The following is a 14,737-nucleotide window of genomic DNA, read 5'->3' as shown; positions in this document are numbered from 1 at the left end:
AAGCTCCGGGATCAGAACTTGACCGCCGCGCCGCCGCGGAAGGTGTTGATGTTGGCCTTGTGCCCATCGAAGCTGTTGAACAGCACGTATTGGTACTCGGCGCGGAGCAGGACGTTCGGCGTGATCGCGTATTCGATACCCGCGCCGGCCGCGATGCCGGCCACCGTCTTCGTCTTCGTCCGGTTGTAGACGTAGGGGCTCGCCAGCACCGCCGTGCCGGGGTTGGTCGGATCGAAGAAGCTGTAGCCGTAACGGTTGACGTAAGCCGGCGTGGCGCCGGCCGCCAAGGCCAGGTTCGACTTGTACGTCGCCTGGTCGTAGCCGGCATTCTGGATCGTGACCCGGTCGGTGATCTGCGCCGAGCCGACCGCGAGGCCACCCGTCACGTAGGGCAGGACATTGCCGAAGGCGTAGCCCGCGCGGGCCCGCAACGACGCGTAGTCGGTGACCTTCGTCGACGAGTTGGATGTCAGGTTGACGAGCGTGTTGTAGCCGTCGCTCGTGGTCTTGTAGCGCCCGATCGCATCGCTGACGCCGCCGCCGAGGCCGAAATGCGTGTAATCGACTTCGATGCCGAGCACGATGTCGTCGAACTGAGCGTTGAAGCCGGCATAGGCGCCGTAGCTCGCGCCGAAGACGCGCTTGCTGGTGGGGGTGGAGAGGAGCGTCGAGGCCGACAATTCGGCTTCCGCCACCGTCTGCCGCAGGTAGCTCGCGACGATGGGCTGCGCCGTGTTGCCGTATCCGAGGCTGTGCGTCGACCAGCCGCCGTGGCCGCCGATGTAGAAGCCGCTCCAATCGATGACCGGGGCGGGGGGCGGATCGAAATCGGCACCGCGCAGGTAATCGTAATCGAGGTCGGCCGATTGCGCTGTCCCGATCGCGCCGAAGGCGAACAGCGAAAGCAAGATCTTACGCATCCCAACAATCCTCGGGGCTGCGAAGCAGATGAGTCTTCACGCCACGGTTGAAAGATACGACAGTAACCTTAATCGACCGTTGCAATCGCCGAATTGAGTGTGTTCTGCCTTGACGCGAACGCAATCGATGCAAGGGCCAAAAACACGAACGGCGCGGGAAGCCCGCGCCGTTCGCCCGTCTCGTTGTGGGATGATCAGTACTTGCGCACCAGCGGCTCGGGCATGAGCGGCGGGAGCGGGGGCACGAAGGCGCTGCCGATCATGTAGCGGACACCGAGCTTGATATCGTGGGCTTCGAGGCTCTTCGCCTTCAGCACGGTGGTGCAGTTCGGCGAGGAGGCGTCGAGGCAGGTCAGCACGCCGGTCTGGGCGTGGCCGAGGTTGAGGTAACGGTAGGCCAGTTCGACCTTGAAGTTCGGGGTCACGTCGTAGGCGAGACCGGCATGGAGTGCCCAGGCCAGGCTCTCGGTGGTCTTCGCCTTGAAGAAGCCCGGCGAGGTCGGCTGGTTGTAGCGGTCCGGCGAGTAGAAGTTGGTGACGCCGCTGTCGGTGAAGCCGGAGAAGGAGTTGAACGCCACGCCGACACCGCCGCCCACGAACGGCGTGACGCCGTACCACGTGCCGAGGTCGAAATAGCCGTTCGCGAGAACCACGGCGGCATCGTAATGGCCGTTCGTCAGGTTGAAGTTGCGGCCGGTGACATCGCCGCAGCCACACCCGAAATCGTTGTAGCTCGACAGGCGCAGCGAAGCGGTGCGGTATTCGCCGGTCACGTCACCGCGGAAAAAGTTGTTGAACTGATAACCGACGCCGACGCCGGCAAAGAGGCCACCCGACTGGGCCTCGCCGAAGAAGACGGTGCCCGGAATATCGTTCACACTGTACTTCGGGGCGGTGTAGATGCTGGCGCCCACGTCGCCGCGCAGATACCAGCCACCCGCGAAATCGACGGGCGGGGGCATCGGCGGGGGAGGGGGCGGCGGCAGAAGATCGGCAGCAAGTGCCAGACAGGGCGCGCCGACGCTCGCCACGAGCGTCGCGACGCGCACCACAGCATGTAGCTTGGAGCGGGCCATAAGGATTCCTTCACTCGTATCGCGTGCCGGAAGCTTAGTGCCGGCCGATTGACATTCATGAGGATGACCGCAACACCTTAAACCGAGCTTAACGTTAAGTTTCAGTCCTGACAAAGATTTCAGCCAGTGCGGGAAGTGTTGCGCAGTCGTTAAGATCTCGGCAACTGTTTTCGCCAGCGTTAAGGTTTGGGATTGCAAGTTTTCGAAGCGCCCGAGGGCGGAGCCCCGCAATGACCGGCGACGATGTACGCGCGCTGGCCCGTCTGCTGCCCCAGGTGATCGAGGGCGCGCATCGCGGCAACCCGGATTTCCGCGTCGGCGGACGGGTGCTGGGCACGCTCTGGGTGGAGGAGGAGAGGGTGGTGCTGCGGCTCGGCCCGGAGGCGCAGGAGGCCTTCTGCGAGGCCGAACCAGACCTGTTCCAGCCCCTCGACGGCGCCTGGGGGCGCCGGGGCTGGACCAATCTCGATTTGTACGACTGCGAGGAGGACACCCTGCGCGAGGCGTTGCTCGCGGCGTGGCGGATCACCGCGCCGGCCGACCTCGTGCTGCGCTACGAGGGGCGGCCGGGCTAGTTCGGGTCAGGCGGCGGCCTTGGCGACGGCCTCGACCACTTCGTCCACCACTTCGGCGACCAGGGTGCGGTCGTCGCCCTCGGCCATCACGCGGATCACCGGCTCGGTGCCCGACGGGCGGATGACGAGGCGGCCCGACTGGCCGAGCCGGCCGCGCGCCTGCTCGATCACCGTCACCACGCTGTCCTGCCGCAGGGGCTCGCCGGAGCGGTAGCGGACGTTCTTCAGGATCTGCGGCAGCGGATCGAAGCAGTGGCAGACCTCACTCACCGGCTTGCCGCTGCGCTGGACGACGCTGAGCAATTGCAGGGCGGCGACCAGACCGTCCCCGGTCGTGGTGTAATCCGACATGATGATGTGGCCGGATTGTTCGCCGCCGAGGTTGTAGCCGTGCTCGCGCATATGCTCGAGGACGTAGCGGTCGCCCACGGCGGTGCGCGCGAGATTGAGGCCGAGCCCGCCGAGGAAGCGCTCCAGGCCGAGGTTCGACATGATGGTCGCGACCACGCCCGGCTGGGTGAGGCGCTCGTCTTCCTTCCACGAGCGGGCGATGACGGCCATCAACTGGTCGCCGTCGACCACGTGGCCCTTCTCGTCCACGATCAGCACCCGGTCGGCGTCACCGTCGAGGGCGATGCCGATATCGGCCCGGCGCTCGCGCACCATGTCGACCAGGGCGGTCGGCGCCGTCGAGCCGACATCGCGGTTGATGTTGAACCCGTCCGGCTCGACGCCGATGCTGATCACGTCCGCGCCGAGTTCCCAGAGGGTTTCCGGCGCCACGCGATAGGCGGCGCCGTTGGCGCAATCGACCACCACCCGCAGCCCTTCGAGGGTCACGGAACGCGGCAGGGTGCGCTTGGCGAATTCGACGTAGCGGGCGTGGACGGACTCGATCCGCTTCGCGCGGCCGAGGTCCGAGGAGCCGGCGAGCCGCTTGTGCAGCTCGGCATCGATCAGCGCCTCGATCTCGCGCTCGACCTCGTCGTTGAGCTTGAAGCCATCCGGGCCGAACAGCTTGATGCCGTTATCCTCGAACGGGTTGTGCGAGGCCGAGATCATCACGCCGATATCGGCGCGCATCGAGCGGGTGAGCATCGCCACCGCCGGGGTCGGCACCGGGCCGAGGAGCAGCACGTCCATGCCCACCGAGGTGAAGCCGGCGACGAGGGCGGTTTCGATCATGTAGCCCGAGAGGCGCGTGTCCTTGCCGATCACCACCCGGTGGCGGTGGTCGCCGCGCTGGAACACGAGGCCCGCCGCCTGCCCGACCTTCAGGGCGAGCTCCGGCGTGATGATCCCGTTGGCGCGGCCACGGATGCCGTCGGTCCCGAAATACTTGCGCAACGTCGCGTCTCCGGCGCCGTTCGGGGCGCACCCGGCCATCATAGCAGATTTCGCCCGCTGGCCGAGCTTCGGCCGGGGGCGTGGTGAATCGGGTGCTCCGCGACAAAGGCGGTCGAAATGCGGCGGGCACACCGGTTCTGTGGATCGCTTCGGCCCGACCCTCGCGCCATACGCCTCACCGTCGTCATTGCGAGGAACGAAGCAATCTGGGGTTGCGCCACGTTCGGGAAGCGGCGCGTCGTCCCTGGATTGCTTCGTTCCTCGCAGCGACGAGAGAGACGTGTGGGCGGACGAAAAAGGGGCGCCTCTCGGCGCCCCTCGTCACGTCAGTGCATCGAGCCTCAGACCTGCGGTTGCGGTTCCATCCCGCCGTCGCTTTCCTTCGGCCGTCCACGGCCGGCAGAGGGAACGGAGGAGGGCCGGGCCGGCGTCGAGGGCGTGTCGCCCCCATCGCGGACCGGGGGCTGACCCTTGATGAGGTTGCGGATCTCCTCGCCGGTCAGGGTCTCGTATTCGAGCAGTCCCTGCGCCAGCGACTCGAGGTCGTCCTTGCGCTCGGCGAGGATGCGCCGGGCATCGGTCAGGCCGGTCTCGACCAGACGGCGCACCTCGGCGTCGATCTTCTGGGCGGTCGACTCGGACACCGATTGCTGGCGGCCCATCGACATGCCGAGGAAGACCTCGTCGTTGTTGTCGCCGTAGGCGACGGTGCCGAGCTCGGGCGAGAAGCCCCAGCGGGTCACCATCATCTTCGCGAGGCGGGTGGCCTGCTCGATGTCCGACTGGGCACCGGAGGTCACCTTGTCCTGGCCGAAGATCATTTCCTCGGCGACGCGGCCGCCCATCATGATCGCCAGACGCGACGTCATCTGCTCGAACGACATCGACAGCTTGTCGCGCTCGGGCAGCTGCATGACCATGCCGAGGGCACGGCCGCGCGGGATGATCGTCGCTTTGTGGACCGGGTCGGTCGCCGGGACGTTGAGGGCGACGATGGCGTGGCCGCCCTCGTGATAGGCGGTGAGCCGCTTCTCGTCCTCGGTCATGACGAGGGTGCGCCGCTCGGCGCCCATCATCACCTTGTCCTTGGCGTCCTCGAACTCGTGCATCGTCACGATCCGCTTGCCGCGACGGGCGGCGAGCAGGGCCGATTCGTTGACGAGGTTCATCAGGTCCGCGCCCGAGAAGCCGGGCGTGCCGCGGGCGATGGTCTTCAGATCGACGTCCGGCGCCAGCGGCACCTTGCGGACGTGGACGCGCAGGATGCGCTCACGGCCGGTGACGTCGGGGTTCGGCACCATGATCTGGCGGTCGAACCGGCCCGGGCGCAGCAGCGCGGGGTCGAGCACGTCGGGGCGGTTGGTGGCCGCGATGATGATCACGCCCTCGTTCGCCTCGAACCCATCCATCTCCACGAGGAGCTGGTTCAGGGTCTGCTCGCGCTCGTCGTTGCCGCCGCCGAGGCCGGCGCCGCGATGGCGGCCGACCGCGTCGATCTCATCGATGAAGATGATGCAGGGCGCGTTCTTCTTCGCCTGCTCGAACATGTCGCGCACGCGGCTGGCGCCGACGCCCACGAACATCTCCACGAAGTCCGAGCCGGAGATGGTGAAGAACGGCACGTTGGCCTCACCCGCGACGGCGCGGGCGATGAGCGTCTTACCCGTGCCGGGCGGGCCCACGAGGAGCACACCGCGCGGGATGCGGCCACCGAGGCGCTGGAATTTCTGCGGGTCGCGGAGGAACTCCACGATCTCCTGCAGATCCTCCTTGGCCTCCTCGACGCCGGCGACGTCATCGAAGGAGACGCGCCCGTGGGCCTCGTTCAGGAGCTTGGCCTTCGACTTGCCGAAGCCCATGGCGCGGCCTGCGCCGGACTGCATCTGGCGCGACAGGAAGATCCAGGCGCCGATGAACACGAGGATGGGCAGCCAGCTCACGAGAAGCTGGATGAACCACGGTGTGTTGTCGGACGGCGGACGCGCAGTGATCTGCACGCCCTTGCCCTGGAGCTTGGTGACGAGGTTCGGGTCATTGGGGGCGTAACTGGTGAAGTTGCCGCCGCCGACATAGGTGCCGGACACATCCTGCCCGGAGATCACCACCGACTGGATCTTGCCGGCATCGGCATCGTTCAGCAGTTGGCTATAGGCGATCTCGCTGCCGCCGCCGCGATGCCCAGGATTCTGGAACAGCGTGACGAGGGCGAGCACAAGCAGGAAGATGACGACCCACAAGGCGAAGTTGCGGAAATTCGGGTTCATCGATCGATCCTTGGCGCGCGCGGTCCCCCAGATGGCCCTCGCGCAACAGCGCCAGCCCGTCCGATCACGCTTCGCCAATGTAGGCGGGGGGGTCTTCGTTGCCAAGTAAGTCGGGCGTGGGTGCCGCAGGCCCGGCATTCTTCCGGGGAGGAGCGGGTCCGAATGTCACCCTGCGGGCGCCATCGACCGACACGCTGTATCCCGCGAGGGTTCGCCGCAGGCTCGCCCCGGCGTGCAGGGCCGGCAGTAGGCCGCCAAACACCAGGGCTTCCAGCTTCTCCAATCGATAGCCGCGCCCGCCCGCGCGGGTGAACGCCAGATCGATGCAGCGAAGGGTGATCGCCTCGGGTTGAGCGCACAGCCTCCTGCCGTCGAGATGCAGTGAGCCGGCCGGCGCGGGAAGCGTCGCCTCCGCCAGCGCGGCCTCGGCCGCCTGCCGCAGGGCGTCCTCGTCGCGGGCCGCGCGCTCGGCGAGCCGCGCCAACCGCGCGCTCGTCAGGCCCTCGGCGGCGAGCGCCGACGCGGCCGCCCGCAGGCGGGCGCGGGCGAAGCGCGGGTTGGTGTTCGACGGGTCGCGCAGGAAGGACAGGCCGCGCGCCGCGCACCATGCGACGAGAACCGCCTTGTCGAGGCCGAGGAAGGGCCGCCCGAGGCGCAGGCCCGGCGCCAGCAGGCGCTCTCTCCGCATCCCGGCGAGCCCGGCCAGGGCGCTGCCGGCGGCGAGGCGCATCAGCACCGTCTCGGCTTGATCGTCGCGGGTATGGGCGGTGAGGACGAGGTCGGCGCCCGTCGCGGCGGCATGGGCGGCGAGAAGTCGATAGCGCGCGTCGCGGGCGGCGTCCTGCAGCCCGGTATCGGGCTTGTCGCCCTGCCAGGACAGGATGGCGTGCGGGAGGCCGAGGGCCGAAGCCGCTTGTCCGACGGACACCGCTTCGGCGGCCGCTTCCGGGCGCAGCCCGTGATCGACGGTCGCGACGTGGAGCGGCATGGCCGGCGCCAGGATCGCCGCCGCGTGCATCAGCGCGGTCGAATCGGGGCCGCCGGAGACGGCGAGGAGGATGCCGCGCGCTTCACCCGGCCTCAGCCAGGGGCGCAGCGCTTCGAGGAGCGGGTCGTCCGCCTCGCTCACGCCGCGCAGCGGGCGCGCTTCTGTTCCCGCGTCACGCCCTGGCGCACGCCGGTGGCGGCGTTCGGGAACTTGCGCTCGAGTTCGGCGAGGGTGGCGCAGGCCTGCTCCTTGGCGCCGAGCGCGTTCAGGGAGACGCTGAGCTTCAGCATCGCCTCCGGTGCCTGGGCCGAGCGGGCGTAGTCGGTCGAGACCTTCAGGAACTGCTCGGCCGCCTCGCGGGTGCGGCCCCGGGCGAGGTAGCTCTCGCCCAGCCAATACGTCGCGCCGGGCACGCGGGCGTCGCGCGGATGCGATTGCAGGAACTGGCGCAAGCTCATCTCGGCCTGCTCGTATTGCTGCGAATGGATCAGCTCGACGGCGGCGTCGTAATCGGCCCCGGCATCCGGCGTGCCGGTGGCGGCGACGCTCTCACTCGGCCGTGGCGCGACACTCGGGATGGCGCCCGTCCGGCGCGGCGGGTTCAGATCGACGGGTTCATCGTAAGGCTTTTCGCCCTCGTCATCGATGGCGCCGCGCGGCAGGGGCGCCGCCTCGGCGGCCTCGCGCTGGGGCAGGGGCGCGGACGGCTCGGCGGCGCCGAGGCGCATCGGCGCGCCGGGCGCATCGGGGTTCTGTTCGGGGTCGAACGCATCGCCGCGCTTCTGCGGCTGCGGGCGCGTCGGGGCCGGGCCGAAGCCGGGGTTGCCGCCGTTAACGGCGCCCGGGGCGGCGGGGGCCGGCGCGGCGGAGGGAGCGGAACTCCGGGCGGGCTTCGCCGCGGCGGCACCACCACCGCCGCCCTTCTCGTTCAGGCGGAATTCCACGTCCTCCTGGAACTTGCGCAGCTGCTCCTTGAGCTGCCGGTTCTCGTATTGGAGGGTCTCGATCTGCCCCGACATCGTGCGGGACTGGCTTTCCAGCCGGCCCAGGCGAACGACGAGTTCGGAGGCGTCCTGCGCCACCGCCGGGCCGAACAGGGCCGGCAGGATGACGAACGCGGCGAGGAGACGTGTACGGAGGCGGGCGTGCATGGGGCTCGACTTGTAGTCAGCGGGCGGGGCGCCCCGTATCAGAACGCCCCGTCCGCGGCAAAAAGACGGCCAGCGGCGCCGATCAGGCGCCCGCGCCCCTGTCGAGCACGATGACCGCGCGGCGGTTCTGCGACCAGCAGGAGATGTCGTTGCACACCGCCACCGGACGCTCCTTGCCGTAGGAGACGGTCCGCATCCGGCCCGCGGCGACGCCACGGCTGCTCAGGTAGTCGAATACCGACTGAGCGCGGCGGGCGCCGAGGGAGAAGTTGTACTCGCGGGTGCCGCGCTCGTCGGCATGGCCTTCCACGATGAACGTGTAGCGCGGGTAGCGCAGCAGCCACGCGGCCTGCTTGTCGAGGGTGGCGGTGGCGGTGGGCGTCAGGTCGGTCGAATCGGATTCGAAGAAGACGCGGTCGCCGACATTCACCACGAAGTCCTGGGCGCTGCCGGGGGTCGAGGCGCCGCCGCCGGCACCGTAGGCCGAGGCGTCGGCGAGGTCGCTGTCCTTGCTGCACGCGCCGAGGCCGAGGGCGGCGCAGATGGAGAGACCGAGGGCGACGGCGCGCAGGCGCCGGGTGATGATCGCGGACATCGTGTACAAGAACTCCTCGCGCGGTGCCGAAGGCCGGCTTGGGTCTTCGAGGCTGGGACGCGGCCGTTTGCCTGCCTCCCATTAAGGCTACGATGGTTAAGCCTGGGTTCAGCGCGGCGCCCGAACCGGTGCTTCTGCCGGCGGCCTCCGCTGCGGCGTGCGACGACGCACCCGCAGCCCGCCTAGGGCACCCGAATTGCGGCCCGGCGACGGCATCTCCGCGACAACCATGCGTTTTCGCCGCTGCGGTGGCGCACGCGCCACAGGGGTTGAGCGCGCGCGAAAGCTCCGCGCATGATTAACCGCCTCTTAATCCGGTCGCTCGATCCTGAATCATCGCGTTCACCGGTGCGCCCGCCATGCTTCGTGCCCAGAGCGTCCTGATCGTCGAGGACAGTTATCTCCTGCTGGAGATCGTCGCGAGTCTCTGCGAAGCGCGCGGCATCCGGGTGCTCGAAGCCTCGACGGGAGAGGCCGCCCTCACCATGCTGCGCAAGCGCGGCGAGGAGATCGACGCATTGTTCACCGACATCCACCTGCCGGGCCTGATCGACGGGTGGACGGTGGCGGGGGCCTTCCGGGCGATCAGGCCGGAGGGGCAGGTCGTCTATACGTCGGCGGATACCTCGTCCCGGCATCGCGGCGTGCCTGGCAGCCTGTTCCTGCGCAAGCCGTTCCAGGTTCGCGAGATCGACGCCACCATCCGCGCCATGGCCGAGGGCACCCTCGCCCCGGCGGCCCTGCAAGCGGCGGGCTGACCCTACCCGCGCAACAGGGCGACGATGTCCGGCGCCGCGAGCCACGCCTCGACGCGCGGACAATGCAGGTCCGAGGCCACCATGCCCGCATAGAGCGCGTAGCTCGCGGCGACGAAACCCGGCAGATCGTAGAGCACGGGGAAAGCCCCGTTCCGCGCCTTCGCCTTGAACAGGTAGGAGCCGGCAAGGCCGAATTGCGCGGCAATCGGCGGGTAGATCGGCCACACCACGTCGTGGACGAGTTCGTCGGCGAGGTAATCCTCGATCTCGACCGGCGCCGGTTCGATGCCGGCTTCGCGCAACAGCCGCTTGGCGATGTCGCCCACCACGAAGGCCTTCGGGTGATTCATCAGGTGCATGAAGGCGCCGCGCCTCGCCCAGCGGGCCAATTCGCGGTCGAGCTCGAAGCCCGCCTGCTCTGCGGCGCTCGTCAGTTCGCGCACCGCCGGTTCCCACCAATCGAGGTAGCCGAGCCGGGCGAAGACATCCTCGCGGAACAGCGCGGTCGTGCGCTCCGCGTCGAGCCCGAGCCTGTGCGCGGCCAGCACGATGGCCGAGTGGTATTGCCCAAGGGGGGAGGGGGCGAGCTTCAGGGTCGCGAGGTCCGAGGCCGCGCCGGCATAGACCATGTCCGGGTGGAAGGCCGAGAAGACGATGGACGGCACCAGCGTCAGGCGCGGTTCCCGCTCCTTGAGCCGGAGACTGCCGCCGCCCGGGATCAGCCCCTCCGGGAACGACTGGCTGAAGACACGATCATGCCCGTGCAGCACGCCTGCCAGCGCGTCGAGATGGCCGTGGTCGCGCTTCAGCGTGCCCATGGACAGGTAGCGCACGGGGCTCTGTGGCGCGAGCAGCCGCATGGCCTGGGCCAGCGCCCGTGCCTGGCAATTGCCGACGATGGCGATGGAGGGGCCGTTTCGGGCCGGATGCTCGCGGGTCCGGTTCCGCCACGCTGTCGCCCAGGAAGGGGCCGACAGGGCAAGCGCATGGCGGGCGCGCCGGGGCAGATCGGTCAGGGCCACGTTGCGCGCTGGTCTTGAGCGGTGGGCGGCTGCGGCGTAACCCGCCACAGCGGCAAGAGGGTTCGGCGATGGCGAATAATCCGTATACGGGTCTACCGGCCGAGCGTTTCTGGCGCAAGGCTGTGACGAACGTGCCGCCCTTTGCAGTCAATCCGCAGCCGACGAGCGACTTTACCATCGCGCTGACTGACAAGGTCGCGACGGGCGGCTCCTGTTTCGCGCAGCGGGTGTCGGAGGCGCTGCACGGCGCCGGCTTCAATTTCTACCTGACCGAGCCGCCGCCTGCGGGCATGAGCGAGGCCGAGGCCAAGGCCCGGCAGTTCGGCACCTATTCCGCGCGGTACGGCAACCTCTACTACACGCGCCAGCTCGTCCAGCTCTTCGACCGCGCCTATGGCCGGTTCGAGCCCGAGTTGAAGGCGTGGCTGCGGGACGACGGGCGCTATGTCGATCCGTTTCGCCCGACCATCGAACCGGGCGGCTTCGCCAGCGAGGCGGAGGTCATCGCCGCCCGCGACGCGCACCTCGCCGCCGTCCGGCACCTCTTCGAAACCCTGGACATCTTCGTCTTCACCCTCGGCCTCACCGAGGGCTGGTGCTGGCGCGCGGATGGGGCGGCCCTGCCACTGGCACCGGGCGTGGCCGGCGGCACCTACGATCCCGACCTCTACGCGTACGTCAATGCCGGCTCGGCGGATGTGCTGGCCGACCTGAACCGGTTCCTCGACCGCCTCAGGAGCGTCAACCCGGCGGCGCGGGTGATCCTCACCGTCTCTCCCGTGCCGTTGATCGCCACGTACATGGACCGGCACGTGATGGTGTCGAACAGCTATTCCAAGGCTGTATTGCGCGCGGCAGCGGGCGAGGCCGTCGCGCGAGACGATTCGCGGGCGGTCTATTTCCCGTCCTACGAGATCATCACTAGCAACGTGAATGCCGGGCGCTACTACAACGACGATCAGCGCACCATCAACGACGCGGGCGTGCGCCACGTGATGCGCGTGTTTCTCGGCGCCTTCGCGAAGGACAGGGGATCCAAGGCACCGCCTCAGGCCCCCGTCGACCTCGCCGCCGAGTTCGAGGGCAATGCCGGCGTGATCTGCGACGAGGAGGAGATCGAGCGCAGCGTCGCGTGAGGCTCGCGCCGACTTCGCTGCGCCATCACCCGGCCGTCACGGCCGCGGGCGGTCTGGAGAGGGTGGTCTTCCGCGTCTCGACGAGGTTGCGCTTCCAGCGCGCCCGAAGGAGGGCGGGCCTGACCCCGTGACGCTCATCGAGGAACCGTGCATCGACGATCCGATCGGTGCGGAAATGCCGGAACTCCTGGCGAAGCTCGCACCAGGCCGCGAGGACACGCGCCTGATCGAAATAGCCGACGATCACGGGCCAGACGATCCGCTCGCTCCGTTCGCCCCGGATATCGCGATAGCTCAGGCAGATCTTGCGCGCGTCGCGGATCGCCTGGCGGACCTGTGCCACGTCGATGCCGTCGCCGGCCGGCGGGAGGCCGGGGGGCGTACCGATTGACGGATCGGTGAGCAGGGGCCGCAGGCGCTCGGGCACGACGGCGGTGATCTTGGCGATGAGATCGAGGGCCGCCCGAGCGAGGACCGGATCGCCGCGCCCGGCGACCCATTGCGCGCCGAGCACGACCGCCTCGATCTCGTCGGGCGTCAGCATCAGCGGGGGCATGTCGAACGCGTCACTGAGCACATAGCCGAGCCCGGCCTCGCCCTGGATCGGGACGCGCTGCCCGATGAGATCGGCCACGTCGCGATAGATCGTGCGCACCGAGACTTCCAACTCGGTGGAGATGGCGGCGGCGGTGACGGGCCGTGACGAGCGCCGCAGGATCTGGATGATCTGGAAAAGTCTGTCCGCCCGGCGCATCGCCCGTCTCCTGCTGCCAGGATGCTGTCAGGAGGGTGCTTCTACAAGCGTCGGGCCGCGCCTGTCCCGCTCCGTGGCCGAGGTACGAAGACCATGATCACCCTGTATCACGCTCCCCAATCCCGCTCCTCGCGCATCATCTGGCTGCTGGAGGAAATCGGCGCCCCCTACGTCATCAGGCCGGTGTCGATCTACCGGCCGATGACGGGAACGGGCGAGCCGGATGCCGACAACCCGCATCCCGACAAGCGCGTGCCCGCCCTCGACCACGACGGCGTGCTGATCACCGAATCGGTCGCGATCGTGCTCCACCTCTGCGAGGCGTTCCCCCAGGCGGCGTTGGCCCCCGCCGTCGGCGATCCGCGCCGGGGCGCGTTCCTGACATGGATCGCGTGGTACGCCTGCGAACTCGAACCGGCCCTGTTCGCCGGCCTGTCGGGCGAGCTGGCGGGATCGCCGCAGAAACGGCGGAACCACGAAGCGGTCATGCACCGGCTCGAGACCACCCTGACGCGCGTCCCCTATGTGACGGGCGAGACGTTCAGCGGCGCCGATCTCCTGATCGGCAGCGCCTTGGGCTTCGCCCGTCAGGCGTTCCCGTCGAGCAATGCCCTCGATGACTACGTCACGCGGTGCAAGGAGCGGCCTGCGGCCGTTCGCGGCGTGGCGCTGGATGGCGCATCCGGCCCGCAAGCCGGTCGCTAGCCTCGTTGCTGCCTCGCCTCACGACGAGGTAGCATGTCGTGGCCGGGCCGGTGCCCTCAGGCGCCGATCCATTTCATCACGATGAGGGTGCCGGTCACCGTCAGGGCGCCGCCGATGCGGGTGGCGATCTGGGCGAAGGGCATCAACGCCATGCGGTCGGCGGCGGTGAGGATCGCCACGTCGCCGGTGCCGCCCTGGCCGCTGTGGCAGGCATTCACGATGGCGGTTTCGATCGGGTACATGTTCAAGGCCCGGCCGACGAAGAATCCCACCGTCATCAGCGTTCCCACCGTCGCGATGATGGTGATGAGGTTCACGATGGTGAAGGCGGCCATCAGGTCCTTCCACGGCGTCAGCGCCACGCCGATGGCGAAGAGCAGCGGGTAGGTCATGCTGACCTGGACGAACTTGTAGACCACGAAGCCGCCCGCCTGGAGCCGGGGCGAGACGGCGCTGGCGAGCTTGGCGAACACCGCGAGGAACAGCATCGCCACCGGGGCGGGCAGCCCGGTCAGGTGGTGGCACATGACGCCGAGCAGGTAGAGCGTGATGGCGGTGAGGCCGGCGGCGCCGATCGTGGCGGGGTCGATGCCCTTCTGCGCGGCCTCGGCCTTGGCCTGGGCGTCGCTGGACTTGAACTCCTCCGCGTCGGGCTGGAGCTTGCCGTTGCCGGTGAGGTGCGGCTTCTTCTTGCCAACGTAGTTCAGGGTGCCGGCCAGGACGATGGCCGTGAGCGAGCCGAGCATGACCGGCGGTAGCACCTGCGCGAACATCACCCCCTGCTGGGTGCCGAGGATCGCCGCATAGCCGATGGAGAGCGGGATCGCGCCCTCGCCGACGCCGCCGGCCATGATCGGCACGACGAGGAAGAAGAAGGTCTTGTAGGCGCCGATGCCGAGCATCGTGCCGACCAGGGTGCCGACGATGGCCGCCACCACGGAGCCGATGGCCAGCGGCGCGAAGATCTTCAGGAAGCCCTTGATCAGCACCTCGCGGTCCATGCCCAGGATGGACCCGACGATGATCGTCGCGATGTAGATGTAGAGGAAGTTCGTGAACTTGGTGAAGTCGATGATCGCCTTCTCCATCTGGGGCGGCACGAACTTGTAGTAGACGAGCGCCGAGGGGATGAAGGTCGCGAAGATCGCGCCCGCGCCGATGTGTTTCAGAACCGGGAGCCGCTTGCCGATCTCGGCGCAGGTGAAGCCGCCGAGGACAAGGACGGCGATCATCGTCGGCCCGTCCGGCTTGATCTCGCCCTCCTGCACCAGGATCGCGATGAGGGCGGCGAGGATCGCGTAGACCGGCAGCGGGATGATGCCGATCTTGATGTCGATCAGGCGCCACCAGCGGTCCGGCCAGAAGCGCGGCGAGGCCGGCGCGAGCGTCGGCGGCACGGCGGCGGGGCTCGGGCTCGGGCGCGCGGCTGCGGTATTCATCGCTGTC

14 protein-coding genes are annotated in these 14,737 nt (G+C 68.7%); 4 read left to right on the top strand and 10 right to left on the bottom strand.

From position 1 onward, the window contains the following. Window positions 1-11: 11 nt before the first annotated feature. Window positions 12-920, bottom strand: a complete 909-nt coding sequence (locus tag ACS5Q7_RS05495) for an outer membrane protein (RefSeq protein WP_478338404.1) — start codon at window positions 918-920, stop codon at window positions 12-14. Between the two features lie 194 nt (window positions 921-1,114). Next, complete coding sequence (locus ACS5Q7_RS05490; RefSeq protein ID WP_478338403.1) at window positions 1,115-1,996, bottom strand: outer membrane protein; 882 nt, start codon at window positions 1,994-1,996, stop codon at window positions 1,115-1,117. Between the two features lie 230 nt (window positions 1,997-2,226). On the opposite strand from ACS5Q7_RS05490, the gene ACS5Q7_RS05485 reads away from it, so the two are divergent. After that, a complete protein-coding gene (locus ACS5Q7_RS05485) occupies window positions 2,227-2,571 on the top strand; it encodes an MmcQ/YjbR family DNA-binding protein (RefSeq protein ID WP_478338402.1) in 345 nt (114 codons plus the stop codon). Between the two features lie 6 nt (window positions 2,572-2,577). Here the strand turns inward: ACS5Q7_RS05485 and glmM are convergent, their stop codons facing one another. The 5 genes from glmM to pal all read right to left on the bottom strand — a co-directional run bounded on the left by glmM (window position 2,578) and on the right by pal (window position 8,916). Next, window positions 2,578-3,918 (bottom strand): phosphoglucosamine mutase, encoded by a 1,341-nt coding sequence (gene glmM / locus ACS5Q7_RS05480; protein ID WP_478338401.1) that lies wholly within the window; start codon window positions 3,916-3,918, stop codon window positions 2,578-2,580. Between the two features lie 341 nt (window positions 3,919-4,259). Then, window positions 4,260-6,182 carry an ATP-dependent zinc metalloprotease FtsH gene (ftsH, locus tag ACS5Q7_RS05475; RefSeq protein ID WP_243955074.1) on the bottom strand — a complete coding sequence of 641 codons (1,923 nt, stop codon included), beginning with the start codon at window positions 6,180-6,182 and terminating at the stop codon, window positions 4,260-4,262. A gap of 64 nt (window positions 6,183-6,246) precedes the next feature. After that, window positions 6,247-7,311, bottom strand: a complete 1,065-nt coding sequence (tilS, locus tag ACS5Q7_RS05470) for a tRNA lysidine(34) synthetase TilS (protein WP_478338400.1) — start codon at window positions 7,309-7,311, stop codon at window positions 6,247-6,249. After that, window positions 7,308-8,321 carry a tol-pal system protein YbgF gene (ybgF, locus tag ACS5Q7_RS05465; protein WP_478338399.1) on the bottom strand — a complete coding sequence of 338 codons (1,014 nt, stop codon included), beginning with the start codon at window positions 8,319-8,321 and terminating at the stop codon, window positions 7,308-7,310. Before ybgF ends, tilS begins: the two co-directional genes overlap by 4 nt. An 82-nt stretch (window positions 8,322-8,403) precedes the next feature. Then, window positions 8,404-8,916, bottom strand: coding sequence for a peptidoglycan-associated lipoprotein Pal (gene pal / locus ACS5Q7_RS05460; RefSeq protein ID WP_478338398.1), 513 nt, complete (start codon window positions 8,914-8,916; stop codon window positions 8,404-8,406). A gap of 359 nt (window positions 8,917-9,275) precedes the next feature. Here pal and ACS5Q7_RS05455 point away from each other — a divergent pair, with 359 nt between their 5' ends. After that, the gene (locus tag ACS5Q7_RS05455) at window positions 9,276-9,674 is read left to right on the top strand and encodes a response regulator (protein WP_478338397.1); all 399 of its coding nucleotides are present in this window, start codon (window positions 9,276-9,278) and stop codon (window positions 9,672-9,674) included. A gap of 2 nt (window positions 9,675-9,676) precedes the next feature. Here ACS5Q7_RS05455 and ACS5Q7_RS05450 read toward each other — a convergent pair whose 3' ends face one another. Continuing rightward, window positions 9,677-10,696, bottom strand: coding sequence for a WcbI family polysaccharide biosynthesis putative acetyltransferase (locus ACS5Q7_RS05450; protein ID WP_478338396.1), 1,020 nt, complete (start codon window positions 10,694-10,696; stop codon window positions 9,677-9,679). 68 nt (window positions 10,697-10,764) lie between these two features. Here ACS5Q7_RS05450 and ACS5Q7_RS05445 point away from each other — a divergent pair, with 68 nt between their 5' ends. After that, window positions 10,765-11,832: a GSCFA domain-containing protein gene (locus tag ACS5Q7_RS05445; protein WP_478338395.1), complete on the top strand. Its 1,068-nt coding sequence runs from the start codon at window positions 10,765-10,767 to the stop codon at window positions 11,830-11,832. A 25-nt stretch (window positions 11,833-11,857) separates the two neighbouring features. Here the strand turns inward: ACS5Q7_RS05445 and ACS5Q7_RS05440 are convergent, their stop codons facing one another. Further along, window positions 11,858-12,586: a helix-turn-helix transcriptional regulator gene (locus tag ACS5Q7_RS05440; protein ID WP_478338394.1), complete on the bottom strand. Its 729-nt coding sequence runs from the start codon at window positions 12,584-12,586 to the stop codon at window positions 11,858-11,860. Between the two features lie 93 nt (window positions 12,587-12,679). Between ACS5Q7_RS05440 and ACS5Q7_RS05435 the strand changes: the two genes are divergently transcribed. After that, complete coding sequence (locus ACS5Q7_RS05435; RefSeq protein ID WP_478338393.1) at window positions 12,680-13,291, top strand: glutathione S-transferase family protein; 612 nt, start codon at window positions 12,680-12,682, stop codon at window positions 13,289-13,291. A gap of 56 nt (window positions 13,292-13,347) precedes the next feature. On the opposite strand, the gene ACS5Q7_RS05430 is transcribed toward ACS5Q7_RS05435, so the two are convergent. Then, window positions 13,348-14,730: a 2-hydroxycarboxylate transporter family protein gene (locus tag ACS5Q7_RS05430; RefSeq protein WP_478338392.1), complete on the bottom strand. Its 1,383-nt coding sequence runs from the start codon at window positions 14,728-14,730 to the stop codon at window positions 13,348-13,350. Between the last annotated feature and the right edge of the window lie 7 nt (window positions 14,731-14,737).

It is taken from the genome of Methylobacterium sp. Gmos3, assembly GCF_056430985.1.
Note: the sequence above shows the minus strand (reverse complement) of the source record. Positions and strands in the feature narration are given on the sequence as shown.

Excerpts from the sequence above, each read along its gene's own strand:
- ACS5Q7_RS05495 (WP_478338404.1), bottom strand. The coding sequence starts at position 920 with ATGCGTAAGATCTTGCTTTCGCTGTTCGCCTTCGGCGCGATCGGGACA.
- ACS5Q7_RS05490 (WP_478338403.1), bottom strand. The coding sequence starts at position 1,996 with ATGGCCCGCTCCAAGCTACATGCTGTGGTGCGCGTCGCGACGCTCGTG.
- ACS5Q7_RS05485 (WP_478338402.1), top strand. The coding sequence starts at position 2,227 with ATGACCGGCGACGATGTACGCGCGCTGGCCCGTCTGCTGCCCCAGGTG.
- ftsH (WP_243955074.1), bottom strand. The coding sequence starts at position 6,182 with ATGAACCCGAATTTCCGCAACTTCGCCTTGTGGGTCGTCATCTTCCTG.
- ybgF (WP_478338399.1), bottom strand. The coding sequence starts at position 8,321 with ATGCACGCCCGCCTCCGTACACGTCTCCTCGCCGCGTTCGTCATCCTG.
- pal (WP_478338398.1), bottom strand. The coding sequence starts at position 8,916 with ATGTCCGCGATCATCACCCGGCGCCTGCGCGCCGTCGCCCTCGGTCTC.
- ACS5Q7_RS05455 (WP_478338397.1), top strand. The coding sequence starts at position 9,276 with ATGCTTCGTGCCCAGAGCGTCCTGATCGTCGAGGACAGTTATCTCCTG.
- ACS5Q7_RS05445 (WP_478338395.1), top strand. The coding sequence starts at position 10,765 with ATGGCGAATAATCCGTATACGGGTCTACCGGCCGAGCGTTTCTGGCGC.
- ACS5Q7_RS05440 (WP_478338394.1), bottom strand. The coding sequence starts at position 12,586 with ATGCGCCGGGCGGACAGACTTTTCCAGATCATCCAGATCCTGCGGCGC.
- ACS5Q7_RS05435 (WP_478338393.1), top strand. The coding sequence starts at position 12,680 with ATGATCACCCTGTATCACGCTCCCCAATCCCGCTCCTCGCGCATCATC.
- ACS5Q7_RS05430 (WP_478338392.1), bottom strand. The coding sequence starts at position 14,730 with ATGAATACCGCAGCCGCGCGCCCGAGCCCGAGCCCCGCCGCCGTGCCG.